Genomic DNA, 4,043 nt, shown 5'->3' with positions numbered 1-4,043 from the left:
GACGACCTGATCGACGGCGGCGACGGCAATGACAGCCTCATCGGTGGCGCCGGGGCGGACATTCTGCTCGGCGGCGCCGGCATCGACCTCGTCAGCTATGGCGGTGCGGCCGGCGTGGGCGTCGATCTCTCCACCGGCCATGGCTCTGGTGGCGACGCCCAGGGCGACGTGATCAACGGCGTCGAGAACGTCAACGGCTCCGGTTTCAATGACAACCTGAACGGCTCCGCGGCGGCCAACACGCTGAACGGCCTCGGCGGCGACGACGAGCTCCATGGCCAGGACGGCAACGACACGCTCAACGGCGGAGACGGCGCGGACTTTCTCTACGGCGACATCGGCAACGACACGCTCAGCGGCGGCAGCGGCGATGATCTTCTGCAAGGGGGGGCCGGGGCCGATCATCTCGACGGCGGCGACGGCATCGACACTCTCGACTATAACGGCGCGGCCGGGGTGACGGTCGATCTCAGCACCGGCGTCGCCGCCGGCGGCGACGCCCAGGGCGACGTGATCTCGGGCTTCGAGAATATCGGCGGCACCGACGGCCATGGCGACACCCTCACCGGCTCCGCCGTGGCCAATCAGCTCGTCGGCTATGGTGGAGCCGATATCCTCAGCGGCCTCGCCGGCGACGACCGGCTCTTAGGCTATTCCGACAACGACATCCTCCGCGGCGGCGCCGGGGCTGATGTGCTGGACGGCGGCGACGGCATCGACCTCGCCACCTTCTACGGCGCCACCGCCGCGGTGACGGTCAATCTGTCGTCCGGCATCGGCAGCGGCGGCGAGGCCCAGGGCGACACCTACAACGCCATCGAGAACGTCAATGGCGGCAAGGGCGCGGACACCATCACGGGCGACACGGCGGCGAACGTCCTGAACGGCTATGAGGGCAACGACATTCTCGGTGGTGGGGCCGGCGACGACACTCTCCTCGGCGGTGCGGGCGACGACCGGCTGAACGGCGGCATCGGGGCGGACCACATCGACGGCGGCGCCGGCATCGATACCGTCGACTATGAGGGGCCGACCGGGGTGACGCTCGATCTCGGCACCGGCCTCGGCAGCGGCGGTGAGGCGCAAGGCGATACGCTGTCCGGCATCGAGAACGCCTGGGGCACCGGTGGCCACGATGACGTCCTCACCGGCTCTGCCGGGGCCAACCGCCTCCAGGGCTGGGGCGGAGACGATGTCCTCAACGGCCTGGGCGGCTCCGACACGCTGATCGGCGACGAAGGCACCGACACGCTCCACGGCGGCGACGGCGACGACTTCCTCCATGTCGACGCCGGGGCGGACATCATGGATGGCGGCGCCGGCCGCGACACCATCGTGTTCGACCGCGCCATGGTCGCCGACTGGCACTCGGGCGTGCTCGACGCCGCCATCGGCACGGACACCTGGCAGAACTGGGAGGCGATCCAGGGCTCTGACGGCAACGACACGATCCGCACCAACAGCTGGGGCTTTGCCGTCGAGCTGCGCGGCGGCGCCGGTGACGACGTCCTCGCCGCCGGGGTCAACGACGCCACCGCCGACACGCTGTCGGGCGAGGCCGGCAACGACCAGCTCGACGGCGGGCCCGGCGACGACGTGCTCCGCGGCGGCACCGGGGCGGATGTGCTGGTGGGCTTAGCCGGCACCGACACCGCCAGCTATTACAGCAGCACGACGGGGGTGCTGGTCAGCCTCGCCAGCGGCCTCGGGAGCGGCGGCGAGGCCCAGGGCGACACCCTGTCCGGGATCGAGAACCTCTCCGGCAGCCAGGGCAGCGACAGCCTCTACGGCGACGCTGGTGCCAACGTCCTGCAGGGCTGGAACGGCAACGACCTTCTCGTCGGCCGGGTCGGCCACGACACGCTCACCGGCGGCGCCGGGGCGGACCACTTCACCTTCGCGGCGCTCGGCGACAGCGTGGTCGGGGCCAATGCCGACCGGATCACCGATTTCAGCCATGCCCAGGGCGACCGCATCGACCTGGCCGGGATCGACGCCAAGGCCGCCGTGGCCGGCGACCAGGCCTTCAGCTTCATCGGCAGCGCCGCCTTCACCCATGTGGCCGGGCAGCTCCACATCTGGCAGAACGCCGGCCAGACCATCGTCTCCGGCGACGTCGACGGCAACGGTACCGCCGATTTCAACATCGTCCTGAGCGGAACGATCGCCCTGGTCGCCGGCGATTTCGTCCTCTGACCAGGCCATGGCCGTCGCCGGCCGCCATCCCTTCAATCGCGGAGGCCCATCATGGCCGTCGTCAACGGAACCGCCGGAAACGATCTGATCCATGCCGCCGGCGACGGGCTGATCGCCCCGCCGGGCTTCATCGACAACGCCGGGGCGACGGCCGGCGCCGACACGCTGAACGGCCTCGGCGGCACCGACGCGATCTATGGCGGCGACGGTGACGACCTGATCGACGGCGGCGACGGCAATGACAGCCTCATCGGTGGCGCCGGGGCGGACATTCTGCTCGGCGGCGCCGGCATCGACCTCGTCAGCTATGGCGGTGCGGCCGGCGTGGCGGCCAATCTCACCACCGGCCAGTGCGGCGGCGGCGACGCCCAGGGCGATGTGGTCAACGGCATCGAGAACGTCAACGGCACCGGCTTCGGCGACGAGCTGACCGGTTCCGCGGCGGCCAACACGCTGACCGGCCTCGGCGGCGACGACGTGCTCTATGGCCAGGACGGCAACGACACGCTCAACGGCGGAGACGGCGACGACTTTCTCTACGGCGACATCGGCAACGACACGCTCAGCGGCGGTGCCGGCAACGATTTTCTGCGTGGGGGCGCCGGGGCCGATGTGCTGGACGGCGGGGCCGGCATCGACACCCTCGACTATGTCGGCCCGGCCGGGGTGACCGTCGATCTCAGCACCGGCCTCGCCGCCGGCGGTGACGCGCAGGGCGACGTGATTTCGGGCTTCGAGAACGTCGGCGGCACCATCAGCCATGGCGACACTCTCACCGGCTCTGCCGTGGCCAATCAGCTCTCCGGCTATGGTGGAGCCGATGTTCTCAGCGGCCTCGCCGGCGACGACATACTCAAGGGTCTCGATGACAACGACATCCTCCGCGGCGGCGCCGGGGCCGATGTGCTGGACGGCGGCGACGGCATCGACCTCGTCACCTTCTACGGCGCCGCCGCCGCGGTGACGGTCAATCTGTCGTCCGGCATCGGCAGCGGTGGAGACGCCGAGGGCGACACCTATAACGCCATCGAGAACGTCAATGGCGGCAAGGGCGCGGACACGGTTGAGGGCAACACGGCCGTAAACGTCCTCAACGGTTATGAGGGCAACGACATTCTTGGTGGTGAGGAAAGCGACGACACTCTCCTCGGCGGTGCCGGCGACGATCGGCTGAACGGCGGCGCCGGGGCCGATCGCCTCGACGGCGGCGCCGGCCTCGACACCGCCGATTATGAGGGGCCGGCCGGGGTGACGCTCGACCTCGGCACCGGCCTCGTCAGCGGCGGCGAGGCTCAGGGCGATATACTGTCCGGCATCGAGAACGCCTGGGGCACAAGCGCCTTCAACGATGTCCTCACCGGCTCTGCCGGGGCCAATAGCCTCCTGGGCTGGGGCGGAGACGATGTCCTCAACGGCCTGGGCGGCGCCGACACGCTGATCGGCGATATCGGCGCCGACACGCTCCACGGCGGCGACGGCGACGACTTCCTCCATGTCGACGCCGGGGCGGACATCATGGATGGCGGCGCCGGCCGCGACACCATCGTGTTCGACCGCGCTATGGTCGCCGACTGGCACTCGGGCGTGCTCGACGCCGACATCGGCACGGACACCTGGCAGAGCTGGGAGGCGATCCAGGGCTCCGACGGCAACGACACGATCCGCACCAACAGCTGGGGCTTTGCCGTCGAGCTGCGCGGCGGCGCCGGTGACGACGTCCTCGCCGCCGGGGTCAGCGACGCCACCGCCGACACGCTGTCGGGCGAGGCCGGCAACGACCAGCTCGACGGCGGGCCCGGCGACGACGTGCTCCGCGGCGGCACCGGGGCGGATGTGCTGGCGGGCTC

At 70.5% G+C, this 4,043-nt stretch carries 2 protein-coding genes; both read left to right on the top strand.

Features of this window, described 5'->3' with window-relative positions; genetic code table 11:
• On the top strand, nt 1–2,196 hold a 2,196-nt coding region (locus tag AB4Z01_RS35925), incomplete at its 5' end, for a calcium-binding protein (protein WP_441701608.1).
• Nucleotides 2,197–2,247: 51 nt separating this feature from the next.
• Nucleotides 2,248–4,043, top strand: a 1,796-nt coding sequence (locus AB4Z01_RS35920; protein WP_441701606.1) for a calcium-binding protein, incomplete at its 3' end; no start/stop codon positions are given.

It is taken from the genome of Inquilinus sp. YAF38 (assembly GCF_052113205.1).
Lineage (GTDB): Bacteria > Pseudomonadota > Alphaproteobacteria > DSM-16000 > Inquilinaceae > Inquilinus.
Note: the sequence above shows the minus strand (reverse complement) of the source record. Positions and strands in the feature narration are given on the sequence as shown.